The following is a 16,973-nucleotide window of genomic DNA, read 5'->3' as shown; positions in this document are numbered from 1 at the left end:
AATTACCTCCTCAAGCGCGGGTCAAATGCATCGCGCAGGCCGTCGCCCAACAGGTTGAAGGAAAGCATTGTAAGGCTGATGGCAACTGCCGGCACAACAAGCTGGTACGGATACGTCATGAACACATCTTGACCGCCCTTTGCCAGAACGCCCCAAGACGGCTGCGGAACCGGAACACCGAGACCGATGTAGGAAAGGAATGCCTCGGTGAAAATCGCGCTCGGAATTGCGAGGGTGACGTTGATGATGATAACGGAAAGTGCATTCGGAATGAGGTGCTTTGCAATGATTCTGGAGCTCTTTGCGCCCATGGCTTCTGCCGCCACGATATACTCCTGACTCTTGAGCTGGAGCACCTGACCACGCACAAGACGTGCCATGCCGGTCCAGCCGGTGATGCCGTAGGCGACGACCATGGTGAAGATGCCCTTCGGGAGCACCATCATCAAAAGGATAACGACGATGAGGTACGGAATACCGTTGACGATCTCCACGATACGCATCATGATGGTATCAACCGCGCCGCCGATGTAACCGGAAATACCGCCGTAGATCAGGCCGACGATGAGGTTGACAAACACGGCTGCGAACGCGATCATCAGAGAGACGCGGCCGCCTTCAAAGGCGCGCAGGAAAAGGTCACGGCCGAGGTTATCGGTGCCGAAATAGTGTACATGGTGCTGTCCCTCATAACGGGGATCTGTACAAACTGTCATGAAGCCCTTGTTGACTTCGCCAAGGTGCTGTTCGCGGCTCTCAAACGGAGAGAAGAACGGCACGATGATGCAGGAAAGGATGAGAAGCACGATGATGAAGAAACACACAACGGCAACTTTGTTTTTCATCAGCCTGCCGATGGCGTCTTTCCAGAAGGTCGTGCTCGGGCGGGAAATGCCCTCGCGGCGAGCGGAGTCGGAACCGATCCACTCAAAACGGCTTTTATCTATCTGTGTCATACTCAGCCCTCCAATTTCACGCGCGGATCAATGAGACCATACGCAATATCGACTACGAGGTTCGCAATAATAAGGAACGCGCCGTAGAAAACCGTGGTGCCGCAGATCATGGTGTAATCGAAGCCCTGAATGCTCTGCACGAAATACTTGCCGAGGCCCGGGATACCGAAAACGCTTTCTACAACGAAGCCGCCGGTGAGGATGCCTGCCGTGATCGGGCCGAGGACCGTGACGACCGGCATGATGGCGTTGCGCATTGCATGCTTAAAGATGATGCCGCTCTGGGAAAGGCCCTTTGCCTTAGCGGTCTTGATGTAATCCTGACCGAGAACGTCCAGCATGCTGGTACGCATCAGACGGGAAATCGTTGCGAGAGAACCGAAGCCGAGTGCGATAACCGGGAGAATGTGGCTGTTGAAGCCTTCCCAGCCGGTAATAGCGAAAATACGCATGCCCGTTGCCATATACAGCTTGAGGCCGAGGAAATACTGCAAAACAGAGGCCACAACGAACGACGGAACGGAAACACCGAGCAGTGCAATAATCATGGCAACTGTGTCGGCTGCCTTGCCGCGCTTGATGGCTGCGAGTGTGCCGAGCAGTACGCCGCCGATGAAGGCGAAGCAAATGGAACGGATACCGACGTCAAACGAAATGGCAAATGCTTCGGTGATCATCAATGTGACCGCACGGTTATAGGTAAGGGAAACGCCAAGGTCGCCCTGCACAACATTACCGATATAAATGAAGAACTGCTGCCATACGGGCTTATCAAGACCGTATTTCGCATAAAGCGCTTCCATCTGTGCCGCAGGAAGCTGCTTTTCACCGGTGAACGGGTCGCCCGGAAGAAGCTGCATCATGAAAAATGTGATCGCGACCAACAGGAACAGGGTAACAATGGAATAGCCCACGCGCTTTAAGATGTACTTAGTCATGTGCAATCCACCTCTCTTTGATAGTTTAATAGAATGATTAAAGGTTATGCGGACAAAGCCGCCGACGTTTTTGGGAACGATGCCGCCAAAGCGTCCGCGGCCTTGTCCGATAAACGACAATATGACAATATAACAAAAAATGTGCGCAAAAGCTCGGAAACTATTCTGCCGCCTTTGGCACATCAATTTTGTGAACTTAGCGAATGCAGCTTGTATTGCCGTTCGCGGAAATCCCCAAAATTTCGGGGAAACAAGGCTTTACTCACCCAACACAGTGATGCGTATATCACCTAAAAGTGTTGAAGTAAAAGATTAAAAGAATAAATACAGTTCGGTGCGGCGTACCTTTTTGAGATACACCGCAAGCCGTAACCGTATTTGAATTTCTTTTAAGTATCCGGGTCAGCGCCCGTAAGGTTTTCGATTAGGAAAGCTTTACGTAAACAGCGTTGATATCCTGGAACGTAGATCTGTGCATACCGCCCTTGATCTTATCGGAGCAAGCATAGGACGGAGCTCTCCAGAAGGCCGGGCCGATCGGGAGCTGATCCGCAATGATCTGCTCGCACTCGATGAAGTAGGACTCACGCTTTTCGAGGTCTGTCTCCTTGGCTGCGAGGTCGATGAGCTCATCGTATCTCTCGTTGGAGAAGCCGGTCTGGTTGTTGCCGCCATCGGTGACCCACAGGTCAAGGAAGGTGTTCGGGTCGTTGTAGTCCGGGCCCCAACCGGTGATGGACATGACATAGTTGCCGGTCTTACGGTTCTGAGAACCCTGCTTGGTGATCATGGAGTTAACGGTAACCTCGATGCCGAGAACCTGTCTCCACTGCTCCTGATAGAAGGAAGCTTCTGCAATAGACGTTGCGGAGTCGCCGCAGTCGATGGAGAGGTGAGCGGAGAGCTCGTCTACCGTGCAGCCGAGCTCGGAGAGAGCCGTTGCAAGGTATTCCTTAGCCTTTTCCTGGTCACGGGACGGCGCATACAGCTCGCCGACCTTACCTGCAAAGGAGGTGCCGTCAGTAGCGGAAACACCGGGCGCCGTGAAGGAAGTCATCGGCTCGTTATCGTTCTGCCAAACCGTGTCAATTTCCTTCTGCTCGTCAATTGCATTGAACAGTGCACGACGGAGATTTACATTGGAGAGATACTGGTCATTATTGTTGAAGTAAATGTAGAATGAGGTACCATCCGTATAAGACTGAATCGTAGCACCTGCTGCTTCAGCCTGCTTGATGAGTTCGCCGGTGTCGAGACCGACCATATCCAGGTCGCCTGCGAGGAAGGAGGAGAGAGCTGCGTTGGCATCGATGATGATCTTCCAATCGATCTCTTCAACTTCTACGTCTGCTGCGCCGTGCCATGCATCGTTTTTCTGCATAACGATCTTATCGTTGTGGCTCCACTCAGTAAGAGCGAACGGGCCGTTCGTGCAGAAGTACTGCGCTTCGGTGGAGTAGAGGTCTGCGCCTACAGCCTCATAGAATCTCTGGTTGATCGGAGCAAGGGTGCCGAAGGAGAACAGGAACAGTGCGTACGGAGTCGGCTGCTCCATGGTAACCTCAAGGGTATAATCATCGACAACCTTTACACCAACTTCGTCCCAAGCAACTTCACCGTTGAAATACTTTTCAGCGTTCTTGATGAAGTAGAGGAAGTAAGCGTAATCAGAAGCAACATCCGGGTTCAAAGCCTGACTCCAAGCAAACTCGAAGTCTTTCGCCGTAACCGGGTCGCCGTTTGTCCAAACGCCGTCCTTACGGAGGTGGAAGGTGTAGGTGAGGGTATCCTCATCGTAGTCCCAGCTCTCAGCTGCGCCCGGGACTGTGTTGTCGTCATCGTCGAGGGTGACGAGGTTCTCATACATGTGCTTGAACAAGGAGAACTCGATAGCGTATGTGGAGGTCAGGGTGTTCAGGCCTGTCGGCTCCATACCTGCGTTCAGGCTGATGGTCTTTGCCGCGTCTACGGTCTTCGGGGTGAAGATTGCCGTAGCGTCACCGGATGCAGCCGGGGTGGAATCTCCGGAGGCGGTGGACTCGGTGGATTCTGCGCTGCTTTCAGAAGCTGCGATGCTCTCGGTAGATGTCGTGGAGCTGGAGCTCTTGCCGCCGCACCCAGCGAATGCGGAAACAACCAACGCCGCGGACAGAACCAGAGCTAAAACCTTTTTCAGTTTCATTTCTTGTTCCTCCTAATGTGATAGGTGATAGAATTATGAAATTTTCGTTCAAAGAAAATTCATATTGCATACATAATACAGCATAAAGCGCTAAATCGCAAGTGGCAAAACTATGGAAATCCTGTCCTAATTTTCGTGTATTTTTGTGAATTATGACCTTGAGGCATATACACACCGTGCAGTTTTTCATGATAGTATTGCAATTTTGTAATTAAATCCGCCCAAAATCCGCCAAAAAAAGCCGCATCAGGGGCGTGTCCTCTACAAAAATACAAGTTTCCGTGTATTGTGCACGAACGACGGATAGAAACCGAATTCCTGCATTTTACGGCGAAATCCGACAAGTTTTCTCCTGTTTTTGAAAGAGAACGCGCAAAAATGCAGTTTACCCGGAAAATATGTTGGACATTTTCGAAGTTTTGTCCACCTGCCTCTCCCCTATGTGCGCTGTTTTCTATGCGTTTTTTGCTGCAATGCCATCCTATATATAATAGTATATGATATTCCAATATCGATATAGAATACGGATTTTTGCTTTAGTTTGCATCAGATGTCCTTCACTATGCATGCTTACCGGTTTTTGTGCAACTGCGGAAAACAAAACGGAACCCCTTCGCCGTGCAGACGAAGAGGTTCCGTAATGCAAATTTAAAATCAGCCGTGGATAGAGTAGTTCGGGGCTTCCTTCGTAATCTGAATATCGTGCGGATGGCTTTCCTTCAAACCCGCACCCGTAATGCGCACGAACTGTGCCTTCTCGTGCATTTCCGGGATATTTGCGCAACCCACATAACCCATGCCGGAGCGCAGACCGCCGACCATCTGATAAATGGTATCTGCGAGCGGTCCCTTATAAGGCACGCGGCCCTCAACGCCTTCCGGAACGTACTTCTTGTTGTTTGCCTGGAAGTAGCGATCGCTGGAGCCCTTACCCATAGCGCCCAGAGAGCCCATGCCGCGGTAGACCTTGAACTGTCTGCCCTGATAGAGCTCGTACTCGCCCGGGGTCTCCTTGCAGCCTGCAACAAGGGAGCCGAGCATAACAACGCTTGCACCTGCTGCGAGCGCCTTGACGATATCACCGCTGTACTTGATGCCGCCGTCTGCGATAACCGGAACGCCGTATTCCGCCGCCGCGCATGCTGCGTCATACACAGCCGTGACCTGCGGCACGCCGATGCCGGCAACCACACGGGTGGTGCAGATGGAGCCCGGGCCGATGCCGATCTTTACGCAGTCTGCGCCGGCTTCGATAAGCGCACGGGTGCCCTCTGCCGTTGCAACGTTACCCGCAATGAGCTGGAGGTCCGGGTATGCTTTCTTGACCTTTTTCACTGCTTCGATGATGCCGCTGTTGTGACCGTGTGCAGAATCGAGCACGACAACATCGACCTGTGCTTCCACAAGGGCAGCAACGCGGTCCAAAACGTCAGCCGTAGCGCCGATAGCCGCGCCGCAGAGCAGACGGCCGCCTTCGTCTCTTGCAGAGTTCGGGTACTGCACAGCTTTTTCAATATCTTTAATCGTGATGAGGCCCTTCAGATAGCCCTTTTCATCGACAATCGGAAGCTTTTCGATTCTGTGGTGGCGCAGGATCTCCTGTGCATCCTTGAGGGTGGTACCGACCGGCGCGGTGACGAGGTGATCCTTCGTCATGACGTTTTCGATCTTCTGGTCGAAATCGGAGCCGGACATGAAGCGCAGGTCGCGGTTCGTGATGATGCCGACGAGCTTGCCGTTTTCGCAGATCGGCACGCCGGAGATCTTGTAGCGGCCCATGAGGTTATCCGCCTCGCGCACGGTGTTCTCCGGCGCAAGGAAGAACGGATCAACGATAACGCCGTTCTCGGAGCGCTTGACCATATCGACCTGATCGGCCTGACGCTCAATGGACATGTTCTTGTGAATGATGCCGATGCCGCCCTCACGCGCAATGGCAATGGCCATATCCGCTTCCGTGACGGTATCCATAGCCGCCGTCATAATGGGGGTGTTCAGCTTGATCTTCTTTGTGAGATGAGTGGAAATGTCTACCTGACTGGGCAGTACGTGTGATTCTGCCGGGATCAGAAGAACGTCGTCAAAGGTGAGCCCCTCTTTGACAAACTTAGAGGTGAATTCTGTGTTCAGCATACCGTCAACCATCCTTTCGCCTTGTGCACCGTGTTTTGTTGTCTTTATGCGGTAATTTCCGCATACCGCATAGGAAAAATTTCCCGGCAAGCCGGGGGAAATATATTATTTGATATTAGATTGTACCACTTTCGCGGTACATTTTCAACTGTTTTGTCCTCGAAAAAACAGAGATACCCGCTGAGCGTTCTATGCGCTTTTTAGGGAAAAGCCACAAAAAGCGGTTTTATGTGGCTAACTCCCGGACTTTGGGACGATTTTTGCAGGATTTTGACGGACTGAACTTCTAAAAAGCACTCCTCAAGGCCTCATCCACTTCCTCGAAAAAGGCTGACTGAAAGCCTTATTCGTTCTTGCTCCGATAGCACTCCTTTTTATAATATATTAGAAAGTGCTCCCTTTGTAAAAAACTTTATACGGAAATTACAAAATGTCTTGACACTCCGTCCTGTTTGATATACCCTAAAACTACTATATCAAAAGCATATCTCCCGTACCCGACACATTCGGCGCACGGCATATTTTCCGCGCTCCCCCTATTACACTCGGCCCTATTGGGCTAAAAGGATGGTTTTTCATGAACAAGCTTCGCAGATTGCGCTCCCTCTCCCCGGAGATGGCGGAAACGCTACGCCTTGCCGGCGTGCAGGGCATTTTTTGGGCGGCCATGGCGGTAGGCAATTATCAAACAGTCTACCTGCAAAGCATCGGCTTTCCCGCTACGGATTTCGGCTTATTAAACGCCATTGCCTGTGCCGTCGCTATTTTCGCCATGACGTTTTGGGGCACGGTGAGCGATCGTATCGGCAGCGTGCGCAAAATTGTCATTTTAACGCTGACGCTCGGCTGCGGCCTTTTCATTTTTGTGCCGCTCATTCCGACGGGGCAATCCTACTCAACGCTATTATTTCTAATCTTGATCCCGATCATCAACTTTTTCCGCGTACCGATGTCGCCGTTTGTCGATAACCTTACGGTGCGCAACTGTGCGGAGCATCGACTGAATTACGGCATGGTACGCAGCAGCGGCTCGCTTTTATTTGCCATTGCCGGTGTTATCACGGTAAACGCGCTCATTCCTGCGGCGGGTGTGCCTTCGACGTTCTGGGTGATGGGCATTGTGATGATTCCTGCCATTGTTCTGACGTATTTCTGCTTTGAGCCGCAGAGCGGCAAGCGTGTAAAAAAGAGCGCAACGGGTGCCGGCGTACTGCTGAAAAACTACGCATACATGGCGTTTCTCATTTTTGCATTCTTCTTCCAGATGGCCGTGGCGTTTGAAGGGAGCTTCTTGACGTATTACATGGCGGATATTCAGATCGATACCGTCAATCTTGGGCTCATTCTCTCCGTGCGTGCTATGATGGAAATCCCGTTTCTGTTCTTCATCGGCCGCCTGCGCCGCCATATCAAGATGAAATACCTCATCATGCTTTCTGCAATTTTGATGGCGACGGAGTGTCTGTGCTTCTGCTTCCTTGTGAATTCGCTGCCGACTATGTTGGTATTTGCCGCGTTTTACGGCCTTGGCAACGGTGCATTTCTCGGCACGGGCACGAACTATATCTATGAGCTTGCACCCGTGGAGCTGCGTGCCACGGCGCACAGCCTGTTCATTTCCGTGGCGCAAATCTCCGGCATTCTCGGCAACCTGCTCGGCGGCGTTCTGTTTGACACCATCGGCGGCAAAGCGTTCTATGGCGTAACAGCCTGCATGTTTCTCGTTTCCGTTGCGATCTTCGCCGCAAGCTTTCTCTTCCACCGCAATAAAAAAGAAACGGCTGCGGCATGACCTTCAAATACTCTGTGCTCTTAAAGGCTCGCTTCGGCGGGCCTTTTGTTTTGTCTGAAAACACACGCCTTTTTTGTATATGTCGAAATAACGTTTCCAATCCATTTTACGCTGCTTTTTAGCGTACCCGCACGCAACATGTCGTAAAAATGAATGCGTAAAGTATATTGCCTTTCCATATATAGCCGATACCTTGTGAAAAACTTAGTTTCCCCCACTATACCGTGTGCTTTTCCACACTTTCCACCGAGTTTTCCACACCGTAATTTTGCAGAATTATGCATATTTATACACAACTTCGTTCTGCGATTGTATGGTTGTTTGTTCTCGCATCGTGGACACATCTGTGTATATCTGTCGAAATGTGTCCGTAATCGGAGATACATACGTTCGAAACTGTTGAATATTCTTTCACTCCTTTAAGTTGAAAATCTGTTTTCCACATATCCTCAGAAAAAGTTTTACACAAGACGATGGCGAAAACTGTTGCCTTTTGAAAGTTCGTGTTCTTTCGTTCCGCTTTGCATCATTTCTCCTATTTTTTAATACGGTCATCAGAGCAAGTCTTTCTATAAGCAGACGGCAAAAGAGGCACATGCATTTTACTTTGCATGTGCCTCTTTTGTCACCTATTTAATTTGCAAAAATCACTTTTTCGGGACGATAACTTCCTTGCCGCCCATGTACGGACGCAGAGCTTCCGGGATGCGAACGCTGCCGTCTGCCTGGAGGTTATTCTCAAGGAATGCGATGAGCATACGCGGCGGTGCAACAACGGTGTTGTTCAGCGTGTGGGCAAGGTACTTGCCGTTTTCGCCGTTTACGCGGATGCGCAGACGGCGCGCCTGTGCGTCACCGAGGTTGGAGCAGCTGCCGACCTCAAAGTACTTTTTCTGGCGCGGGGACCACGCTTCAACGTCCACAGACTTAACCTTAAGATCTGCGAGGTCGCCCGAGCAGCACTCGAGCGTGCGGACCGGGATATCCATGCTGCGGAACAGGTCTACGGTGTTCTTCCAGAGCTTATCATACCACTTCATGGAGTCTTCCGGCTTGCAGACGACAATCATTTCCTGCTTTTCAAACTGGTGAATACGGTAAACGCCGCGCTCCTCGATGCCGTGTGCACCTTTTTCCTTACGGAAGCACGGAGAATAGCTGGTCAGCGTGAGCGGCAGTTCGGCTTCCGGCAGGATCTGGTCGATGAATTTACCGATCATGGAGTGCTCGCTGGTACCGACGAGATACAGGTCTTCACCCTCGATCTTGTACATCATGGAATCCATTTCCGCAAAGCTCATAACGCCGGTAACGACGTCGCTGCGAATCATATACGGCGGGATAACATACGTGAAGCCGCGGTCAATCATAAAATCGCGCGCATACGCGATAACGGCAGAGTGCAGACGCGCGATGTCGCCCATCAGATAATAGAAGCCGTTACCCGCAACGCGGCGTGCAGCGTCCAGATCGATACCGTTGAAGCTTTCCATGATCTCCGTGTGGTACGGAATCGGGAAATCCGGAACGACCGGCTCGCCGAAACGCTCAACCTCGACGTTTTCGCTGTCGTCTTTGCCGACCGGCACGCTGGCGTCGATGATATTCGGGATCGTCATCATGATCTTGAGGATCTTCTCGTCGAGCTCCTTTTCCTTCGCTTCTGCGGCGATGAGCTCATCGGACTGTGCTTTGACCTGTGCCTTGACCTCCTCAGCCTCGGCCTTCTTACCCTGACCCATCAGTGCACCGATCTGCTTGGAGAGCTTATTTCTGGAAGCGCGCAGGCTGTCGGCCTTCTGCTGCGTAGCGCGTTTTTCGGCGTCCAGCTCGATGACTTCATCGACAAGCGGAAGCTTCGCGTCTTGGAACTTTTTCTTGATATTCTCGCGGACAATGTCCGGATTTTCTCTCAAAAACTTAATATCGATCATTTTTGAACATTCCTTTCGGTTATTTGTGGCTTTTTAAGCGTTCTTCTTGGTTCTTGGGCTGGTTTCGCATCGCGAAACTCCAATAGGCAAAAAAGTATTTCGAGCTCTGCGGAGCTCGACCAAGGAGTTTACTCTTGGAACCCACAGCCTTTTGAAAAAGGCTGGCGAAAACTTTATTTGCCCCGTTCACTTTAGCTTTGTGCTTTACTCGCCCGTTTTATCGGTCAATTTCAAATCATACAGCAGGTTCTTGAGGTCTTCCTCGCCATAAAACTCGATTGTCAGCGCCGCTTTTTTCTTTGTGCCGGAGATATGCACCACACGGTTTAAAACGTCACGAAGTGCAAGCTCGGCCTCGTCATAGTAACGGATGCGGCGCTTTGCGGGTTTATCTGCCTTTTCCGGCTTCTCCTCGTTTGCGCGCTTTGCCATTTTTTCCAGCTCACGCACGGAGATGCCCTCCATGGTCACGCGTCTTGCCGCCGCTTTCATCTGGTCTTCATTTTTGAAGCTCAGCAGCGTTCTGGCATGGCCTGCAGTCATTTCGCCGCGCTCCAGCATGTTCTGCATATCCTCCGGCAGATTCAAAAGCCGCAGTGCATTCGTGATCGCCGGGCGGGATTTGCCCACTGTTTTTGCAATCTCCTCCTGCGTGAACTCGAAGTTATCCATCAGCATCTTGTAGCCGTTTGCTTCTTCCAGCGGCTTCAAATCCTCACGCTGCAAGTTCTCAATCAGCGCCAGCTGCATCACTTCGCTGTCCGTCAGGTCGCGGATAACCGCCGGTACGGTCGTCAGTCCTGCCATGCGAGAAGCACGCCAGCGTCGTTCACCCGCAACGATCTGATAGCCGCCGGAAAGCAGTGGGCGCACCAAGATCGGTTGCAAAACGCCGTGCTGCGCAATAGAATCCGCCAGCTCGGTCATCGCGCCGTCATCAAAGCTCTGGCGCGGCTGCGTACGGTTCGGCTCTAAGTCGTTTATGCTGAGCTCCACCGCGCCGGCATCATCCTCACGCGCATTGTCATAGAAAATTGCGTCCAGCCCCTTGCCGAGGCCTCCTTTTTTTGCCATTGCGAAAGACCATCTCCTTCTTGTCGCATTTATACCGATACCACACGATTTTGCGCATGGAACCGGTTTTTCCGCCGAAATCAGCGGTTTTTCTTCAAAATTTCGTCCACAAGCGCACCGTATGCGATGCAGCCTTTATTGGATTTATCGTAGTACAAGATCGGCTGTCCGTAGCTCGGCGCCTCGGAAAGACGCACTGTGCGCGGAATGACTGTTGCAAACACCTTGCGCGGGAAATACTTTTTAATTTCCGTCACAACCTGCTGCGTCAGGTTCAGTCTGCCGTCATACATCGTCAGCAAAACACCTTCCAGCTCTAAACGGTCGTTGTAACGGCGCTTTACAGCCTGCACAGAGCTCATCAGCTGCGAAAGGCCCTCCAACGCGTAGTATTCGCACTGTACCGGGATCAAAACAGAGTCCGAAGCATTCAGCGCGTTCGTTGTGATAAGCCCCAGCGACGGCGGGCAATCGATGATGATATAGTCAAATTCTGTGCGCAGTGGCGCCAAAGCCTTCTTTAAAACGGACTCGCGCCCGTTCAAATCCGCAAGCTCAATCTCTGCCGCAGCCAGATCGGCCTTGGAAGGAATGACAGAAAGCTTTTCAAATTTTGTTTCGAGAACGGCATCTTCGCCCTTTGCCCCGTTGATGAGAATATCATACGAGGTCGTTTTCAGCGTTCGGCGATCAAAACCTACGCCGCTCGTGGAGTTGCCCTGCGGGTCAATATCGACCAAAAGCGTCTTTTTCCCTTTTGCTCCGAGCCATGCGGCAATATTTACTGCGCTGGTTGTCTTGCCCACGCCGCCTTTTTGGTTCGCCACGGCAATTACCTTGCTCATGTACCGCGCCCCTTTCCTTCTTCTTTCTATTATATAGGATATTGTAGCACATATCCGGCACAGAATAAAGAGAAAAGTTCATTTTTTTGCAATGTTTCATGTGAAACGGCCGGATTTTATCGCGTTTTGGCAAATTTTGATGTTTCATGTGAAACATTTGCAGTTTTAAACCGAAAAAAGCATTAAAAACACAGAAGGACTGCCGGCATTTGCAGACAATCCTTCTGTGTTGTGGGAAATGAATAAGGGAATGGGTTTACCTCGTACTCGATATTAAGTTCTGGCGCATCAGCTTGCCTTGTGTGCAGCTGATTTTGGGATGCGGACGACGCATTCGTAATACTCATTCGTTTCCTTACGCTGAAAAGCCGCGCCGATGCCGGCCTCTTTCATGGTTTGGACAGCATGGTCGATCGTGTTGAGGAACAGGCGAACATCTTTCGCAATGAATGTCCTCTTCGGCCTTTTCGCCTGTCCCTCCTGCTCCAAAAGTGATTTGATATACGTATCCGTCTGCGCCACGTTCATTTTGCGCTCTATAACGGTCTTCAACGCTGCCATGCGCTTTTCCGGATCTTCCATTCTAAGCAAAGCACGCGCGTGACGCTCCGTAAGGTGGTTTTCCAGCACCATGCGCTGCTCTTCGCCGGAAAGCCGCAGCAAACGGATCTTGTTTGCAAGCGACGGCTGGCTCATGCCGAGCCTACGTGCGGTCTCCTCCTGCGTCATAGCGCGATCCTGCATCAAAGCATAGATTGCAGCAGCTTCCTCAAAAAAATTCAGATCACTGCGCTGCATGTTTTCAATAAGCGCCAACACCGCGCCGTCCTGCGGAGAAAGCTCCTGCACAATGGCCGGGATGGTTTTGAGCCCCGCCATACGCGAAGCACGCCAGCGGCGCTCCCCTGCCACCAAAACGTAGCGGTCGCGATCTCTGCGCACAAGAATCGGCTGCAAAACGCCGTTTTGACGAATGCTTTCTGCGAGCTGCAAAAGCTCGTCCTGCGGAAAATCCAATCGCGGCTGTGCAGGATTTGGCACAATCTTATCCGGTGAAAGCTCCAAAAGCCTTTTCTTTTCCGCAAATGCCATACGCCGCACCTCCTGCTTGAATTTCCAGTGTAAGAAGTTGTCCTTTGTGAGGGCTTGTTCTCTTTACAGGAAATAGCTTACCACAATGAAAAGGCAGATTTTGCCGCAATCTGTCACCGTACAAAAAGTTTTTCTTGCTTTTTCAAAACGCGGTGCTATAATAATAGAAATATTCAAACGGAAAAGCGTCGAAAAGGCGCATATTCCCGCCATTTTTAGAGAAAAGGAGCGAAAGAACATGATCTATGCAGAAACCGAAATCAAGCTGAAAAACGGGTGTACCGCCGTCGTACGCAATGCGCGCCCTGAAGATGCCAAGCAAACGATTGAATACCTGCGCACCGTTTCGGGCGAATCTCCGTTTTTACTGCGTGAGCCGGATGAGGTGAATTTCACCGTCGAAAAAGAACGCGCAATTTTGCAAAACAAAGCGGAAAGTCCAAACGAGATCATGCTCACCGCTTATGTAAACGGCGAGCTTGCCGGCAACTGTTCGCTGGCGTCACAAGGTGATAAGCGCCGCATGAAGCACCGCTGCTGTGTTTCCATCGCGTTATATGAAAAATATTGCAATCTTGGACTTGGGCGTGTATTATTAAACACACTTTTGGAGCTTGCAAAGCAATGCGGATACACACAAGCGGAGTTGGGTGTGATTGAAGGCAACGAGCGTGCAAAGCATGTTTACGAAAGCCTCGGATTTAAAGAATACGGCTTTTTACCAAATTCTCTGCGCTATTCCGACGGCACCGCGCGCGGCGAATACTTCATGGTGAAAGAGTTATAAGTTCCACGTGAAACAAAAAGGGCAGCTATGCGAATTACCTCTGCATAGCTGCCCTTAAATTTCGAGTGCTTTTACAAATATTTCTTAAAGCCCTTCACTTCACTGTAGCCGATGGCATCATAGAATTTATGCGCGCCGGTACGCTGCAGGCCGGAGACCAAAATGCAGTAGTGGCACTCTTTCTCTCTGCCCCACGTCTCAATGGCTTCAAACATGCCGCGTCCAATGCCTTTTCCGCGGTACTTTTCGTCCGTAACAACATTTTCAACGAGTAAAATCGGCTTGCAGGTATCACAAATATCTTCAAATACAACACCAATCAAAGAGCCACAAAGGTCGCCGTTTTCCGTATTTTCAGCTACAAGCAAGTAGTTATCCTCGTTTTTTGCGATTTTTTTCATCTTTTCCGCCATTTTCTGCGGATCTGCCATCGCATCGGAAAGCTGCGCCAAAAGCGGGTTCAGCTTCGGAATGTCACTCAATTCGGCTTTGCGGTAAATAATACTCATTTTGCTTCCCCTTTCTGCTCTAAAAATAACGGTTTTTTGGTGATCGTGCCGCCGTGACGCGGATACATTTTCGGTGTAAAGCGCAGTTTGCGCATTACAGCAACAAAGCGCTCGCTCTGTTCCTCATCCGGCAGAATGAAAGGAACCGTTTTTACAACATCGCATCCAAGCGAAGAGATTGCTTTTCGGGCATATTCCAGTTCATCCGGTAAGCTCGGACCTTTCATCGCGGCAAAATAGCCCTTCATTTTGATGAGCGGAATACAATATTCCGCCAAAATATTCATGTTTGCGACCGCACGAGCCGTTGCAACGTCAAAGCTTTCACGTAGCTTAGTATCTTTTCCGGCTTCTTCTGCGCGTTTATGAATCGTCTCGGCTTCAATGCCAATGGCATCACACACTTCGCGCAGAAAAACAAGCCGCTTATTCAAAGAATCCAACAGCGTCAGTTCAATGTCCGGGCACATGATCTTGAGCGGAATGCCGGGAAAGCCCGCACCGGTGCCTACGTCGATAACTTTCGCATTCTTTTTAATTTCAAGCGCTTTCAGCAGCGTCAAGCTATCCACAAAATGTTTTATGACTGCCTCTTCCGGGTCGGTGATGGCCGTGAGGTTCATCACGGTGTTGCGCTCCAAAAGCAGATCAAGATAGATCTGGAACTGCTCCGCCTGTGCAGGCGAAACCTTTACGCCAATCTCTTTTGCTTTTGAAATCAGCAGATTTTTAATATCCATAATCAAAATTTCAGCCTGCCTAAAGCAAAGCTGTCCTTTCAGTTTTGTTTTATAAATATTATAGTAATTAAACTCAATTCATTACATGTTAAATGTAGTGGACATCACTTTTCTTCATTGTGTGCAGAGAGCCAAATCAACAGCACGGAAATATCCGCCGGGGAAACGCCGGAAATACGCCCTGCCTGTCCCACGTTTTCCGGGCGCACGCGATTGAGTTTTTCCTGTGCCTCAAGTCGCAGACCCGAAATCTCTGCGTAGTTGATCTCTTTTGGCAGCAGCTTCTTTTCCAACCGGCGCATTTCGGCAATGTCCTGCAGCTGGCGCTTGATGTAGCCCTCATATTTAAGCGCCGTCTCCACGCTTTCAAAAATCTCACGCGGGTAATTCGGGCGTTCGATGTCAATAGGTGTCAGGTCCGCATAGGTCACCTGCGGGCGGCGCAGCAGCTCAGAAAGGCGCACACCCGTCGTGACCGGCGATGTTTCACATGAAACCAGCACTTCGTTCAGCGCGTCCGTCGGCGAAAACACCGTTTTCTCCGCGCGCTTCATCTCCGCTTCTTTCTGCGCCTGCTTCTTTTCAAACTTCGCCCAACGGCGGTCATCGATGAGCCCCAGCTCGCGGCCGATTGGCGTCAGTCGCTCATCGGCGTTATCCTGCCGAAGCACAAGACGGTATTCGGAGCGCGAGGTCATCATGCGGTACGGGTCGGTGACGCCTTTCGTGATGAGATCGTCGATGAGCGTGCCGATGTACGAGCCCGCGCGATCCAAAATAAGCGGGTCACGATTTAAGACTTTCAGCGCAGCATTTGCACCTGCCACAAAACCCTGCGCGGCGGCTTCTTCATAGCCGGAACTGCCGTTGAACTGCCCCGCGCCGTAAAGTCCCGGATAATCGCGAAATTCCAGCGTGGCGTTCAGTTGCAGCGGGTCGCAGCAATCATATTCGATCGCATACGCGTTTCGCATGATTTCTACGTGCTCAAGCCCCTTGATCGTGCGGTAAAACGCAATCTGCACTTCTTCCGGTAGTGAAGAGCTCATACCCTGCAAGTACATCTCCTCGGTTTCCGCGCCGCACGGTTCAATAAAAAGCTGATGGCGCGGCTTTTCGGAAAAGCGCATGATCTTATCTTCAATGCTCGGGCAGTAGCGCGGGCCAACGCCTTCGATCATGCCCGCATACAGCGGCGAACGGTGAATATTATCGAGAATGACCTGCTTCGTGCGGTCATTTGTCCAGCTCACGTAGCACACAGCCGAGTTTTTCGGTGGCATTTCCGCATCAAATGAGAACGGCGTGACAGGTTCATCGCCCTTTTGAACCTCGAGGTCGGTAAAATCGATGGATGAGCGCAGCACGCGCGCCGGGGTGCCGGTTTTAAAGCGGCGCAACGAAATGCCAAGCTCTTTTAAAGAACCCGCAAGCTCCGTCGCCGGGAACATGCCATCCGGGCCGCCCGCATACGAAACCTCACCCACGAAGATGCGCCCGCCGAGAAATGTGCCGGTCGCCAGCACAACCGCGCGGCACGTGTAAACCGCGCCGAGGCGTGTCGTCAGCAGCCAGTTTTCGCCGTCTCGCTCAATGTCGATGACCTCCGCCTGGCGCATCACGAGGTTTTCGCACTGCTCAAGCTTATGCTTCATCACGCGCGCGTACTTGTTACGGTCGATCTGCGCGCGCAGCGAGTGCACCGCAGGGCCTTTACCAAGGTTCAGCATGCGGCTTTGCAGCGTACATTCGTCCGCCGTTTTGCCCATTTCGCCGCCGAGCGCGTCCACTTCGCGCACAAGGTGGCCCTTTGCTGTGCCGCCGATGCTCGGGTTACACGGGCAGTTGCCCACAGCGTCCATATTTATTGTGAAGATCACCGTGCGGCAGCCGAGACGCGCCGAGGCCAAAGCCGCCTCAATTCCCGCGTGTCCCGCGCCGATCACGGCAACATCGTATTTTCCTGCATCATAGCTCATAATTTAACTTCT

At 51.3% G+C, this 16,973-nt stretch carries 13 protein-coding genes; 2 read left to right on the top strand and 11 right to left on the bottom strand.

Annotated elements, in window-relative coordinates; translation table 11 throughout:
• Positions 1-2: 2 nt before the first annotated feature.
• The 4 genes from ACLTX1_RS02190 to guaB form a co-directional block, all read right to left on the bottom strand.
• Positions 3-956, bottom strand: coding sequence for an ABC transporter permease (locus ACLTX1_RS02190; RefSeq protein ID WP_412330400.1), 954 nt, complete (start codon positions 954-956; stop codon positions 3-5).
• A gap of 2 nt (positions 957-958) precedes the next feature.
• Positions 959-1,894 carry an ABC transporter permease gene (locus ACLTX1_RS02185; protein ID WP_412330399.1) on the bottom strand — a complete coding sequence of 312 codons (936 nt, stop codon included), beginning with the start codon at positions 1,892-1,894 and terminating at the stop codon, positions 959-961.
• A 424-nt stretch (positions 1,895-2,318) separates the two neighbouring features.
• Positions 2,319-4,076 carry a peptide ABC transporter substrate-binding protein gene (locus ACLTX1_RS02180; protein ID WP_412330398.1) on the bottom strand — a complete coding sequence of 586 codons (1,758 nt, stop codon included), beginning with the start codon at positions 4,074-4,076 and terminating at the stop codon, positions 2,319-2,321.
• A 654-nt stretch (positions 4,077-4,730) separates the two neighbouring features.
• Positions 4,731-6,209 (bottom strand): IMP dehydrogenase, encoded by a 1,479-nt coding sequence (gene guaB / locus ACLTX1_RS02175; RefSeq protein WP_176819656.1) that lies wholly within the window; start codon positions 6,207-6,209, stop codon positions 4,731-4,733.
• Positions 6,210-6,786: 577 nt separating this feature from the next.
• Here guaB and ACLTX1_RS02170 point away from each other — a divergent pair.
• Entirely contained in the window at positions 6,787-8,001 is a 1,215-nt protein-coding gene (locus tag ACLTX1_RS02170; RefSeq protein ID WP_395506962.1) for an MFS transporter, read from the top strand.
• A gap of 647 nt (positions 8,002-8,648) precedes the next feature.
• On the opposite strand, the gene serS is transcribed toward ACLTX1_RS02170, so the two are convergent.
• The 4 genes from serS to ACLTX1_RS02150 all read right to left on the bottom strand — a co-directional run bounded on the left by serS (position 8,649) and on the right by ACLTX1_RS02150 (position 12,946).
• Positions 8,649-9,935 (bottom strand): serine--tRNA ligase, encoded by a 1,287-nt coding sequence (gene serS, locus ACLTX1_RS02165; RefSeq protein WP_412330397.1) that lies wholly within the window; start codon positions 9,933-9,935, stop codon positions 8,649-8,651.
• Positions 9,936-10,139: 204 nt separating this feature from the next.
• The gene (locus ACLTX1_RS02160) at positions 10,140-11,009 is read right to left on the bottom strand and encodes a ParB/RepB/Spo0J family partition protein (protein WP_316687877.1); all 870 of its coding nucleotides are present in this window, start codon (positions 11,007-11,009) and stop codon (positions 10,140-10,142) included.
• A gap of 80 nt (positions 11,010-11,089) precedes the next feature.
• Positions 11,090-11,854, bottom strand: a complete 765-nt coding sequence (locus tag ACLTX1_RS02155) for a ParA family protein (RefSeq protein WP_316687878.1) — start codon at positions 11,852-11,854, stop codon at positions 11,090-11,092.
• Between the two features lie 288 nt (positions 11,855-12,142).
• Positions 12,143-12,946 (bottom strand): ParB/RepB/Spo0J family partition protein, encoded by an 804-nt coding sequence (locus ACLTX1_RS02150; protein ID WP_412330396.1) that lies wholly within the window; start codon positions 12,944-12,946, stop codon positions 12,143-12,145.
• A 238-nt stretch (positions 12,947-13,184) separates the two neighbouring features.
• On the opposite strand from ACLTX1_RS02150, the gene ACLTX1_RS02145 reads away from it, so the two are divergent.
• Entirely contained in the window at positions 13,185-13,733 is a 549-nt protein-coding gene (locus ACLTX1_RS02145; protein WP_412330395.1) for an N-acetyltransferase family protein, read from the top strand.
• Positions 13,734-13,804: 71 nt separating this feature from the next.
• Here the strand turns inward: ACLTX1_RS02145 and ACLTX1_RS02140 are convergent, their stop codons facing one another.
• The 3 genes from ACLTX1_RS02140 to mnmG form a co-directional block, all read right to left on the bottom strand.
• A complete protein-coding gene (locus ACLTX1_RS02140) occupies positions 13,805-14,242 on the bottom strand; it encodes a GNAT family N-acetyltransferase (RefSeq protein WP_412330394.1) in 438 nt (145 codons plus the stop codon).
• Positions 14,239-14,982, bottom strand: a complete 744-nt coding sequence (rsmG, locus tag ACLTX1_RS02135) for a 16S rRNA (guanine(527)-N(7))-methyltransferase RsmG (protein WP_412330393.1) — start codon at positions 14,980-14,982, stop codon at positions 14,239-14,241. The genes ACLTX1_RS02140 and rsmG overlap by 4 nt, the downstream gene beginning before the upstream one ends.
• A gap of 104 nt (positions 14,983-15,086) precedes the next feature.
• On the bottom strand, positions 15,087-16,961 hold the full coding sequence (mnmG, locus tag ACLTX1_RS02130) for a tRNA uridine-5-carboxymethylaminomethyl(34) synthesis enzyme MnmG (RefSeq protein WP_316687883.1): 1,875 nt from the start codon (positions 16,959-16,961) through the stop codon (positions 15,087-15,089).
• Positions 16,962-16,973 lie beyond the last annotated feature (12 nt).

It is taken from the genome of Hominenteromicrobium sp., assembly GCF_046974225.1.
Taxonomy (GTDB): domain Bacteria; phylum Bacillota; class Clostridia; order Oscillospirales; family Acutalibacteraceae; genus Hominenteromicrobium; species Hominenteromicrobium mulieris.
The sequence above is the reverse complement of the archived record's forward strand: the minus strand, read 5'-3'. Positions and strand labels throughout refer to the sequence as shown.